The sequence below is a fragment of the Stenotrophomonas terrae genome (genome assembly GCF_001431465.1).
Classification (GTDB): Bacteria; Pseudomonadota; Gammaproteobacteria; order Xanthomonadales; family Xanthomonadaceae; genus Stenotrophomonas; species Stenotrophomonas terrae.
On sequence record NZ_LDJJ01000136.1, the window covers coordinates 1 to 1223 of the forward strand.

The following is a 1223-nucleotide window of genomic DNA, read 5'->3' on the forward strand; positions in this document are numbered from 1 at the left end:
CAAAAAGCCCCGCTTGCGCGGGGCTTTCTGCATGCATCAGCTACTGGTTCGATTAGAACTTGTAGTTGATCGAAGCAGCGAGGATGTCACCGCCCACGTCGTACTTGCCCTTGACCACATTGCCCGTGGCCGAGGTGACATTGATGCCCGGCTCATTGGTGAACAGGTGGGTGTAACCGAAGTTGAACTCGGTCTTCTCCGACGGGGTCCAGCCCAGGCCAAGCGACAGCCACTTGCGGGTCACGTCCGGCACGCGCACGTCACGGTGCTCGATGCTGGTCGGGGACTCGTCATAGGCCACACCGCCACGCAGGGTGATGGTGTCGGACAGCTTGTACTCGGTACCGATCGAGCCAAAGGTGGTGTCGTTGTAATGGAAGCCCAGGGTGTTGTCCGGCTGGTTCGAGGCGAAGTCGACGGTCACCTGGTCGAACGCGGTCTTCCATGCGGTGCGCGACACGTCGCCCATCACGGTCCAACGGTCGTTGATGCGGTGGGTGACACTCATCGTGAGCGAGGCCGGCAGGGTCACGGTGGCCTTGCCCGAGCTGTCGATGAAGGTGCCCGGAGCGGTCTGTGCCAGCAGCGCTGCGGTTTCCGGGGTCACGGTGAAGTTTGCCTTGCCGCCGGTGATCTTGTGCTCGACCTTGGAGCGGTAGCTGAAGGCGATGTTGGTGTTTTCAGTCGGGCTTAAGGTGGTGCCCAGCACGTAACCAACGGCATTGTTGTCGCCTTCGATGGTGACGAAGCCATCAGCGCTGCCCGGCGAGAAGCCCATCAATGCCATCTGCTGTGCAGCCTGGCCGGCGGCGATCTTCGCCTGCGCCGCGGTGCCACCAGCGGCCAGCACGGAAGCTGCAGCCTTCTGCTGGGCAGCACCATTGACCACAGCGCCCATGTCCAGGGCGTTGGACAGTTCGATGGTCAGGTGCTCAACGAACACCGAGGCGCCGAAGGACACATACGGGTTGACGTCATACGAGGCGGCAAAGCCAAGATCGATCGCCTTCAGGTCGGTGGTCACGCCGCTGTAACGGCCCACCCAGTTCTTGTCGTAATCGGTCTTGAAGCCAAACGGCGCGGTCAGCGACACACCGAAATGCATGTTGTCGTTCTCGCCGAACGGCAGGTGGAAATACGCAGCCGGAACCGGTGCGATCATGCCGGCGTCGCCGCCGTTGCCACCGGTGATCTCGGTGCCGGTGCCCGGGCCGCCCGGGCCG

The 1223-nt window shown here is 62.7% G+C and carries 1 protein-coding gene; it reads right to left on the reverse strand.

Features of this window, described 5'->3' with window-relative positions; all coding sequences use genetic code 11:
* Nucleotides 1–52: 52 nt before the first annotated feature.
* Nucleotides 53–1223, reverse strand: a 1171-nt coding sequence (locus tag ABB27_RS19095; protein WP_057630899.1) for an outer membrane protein transport protein, incomplete at its 5' end; no start/stop codon positions are given.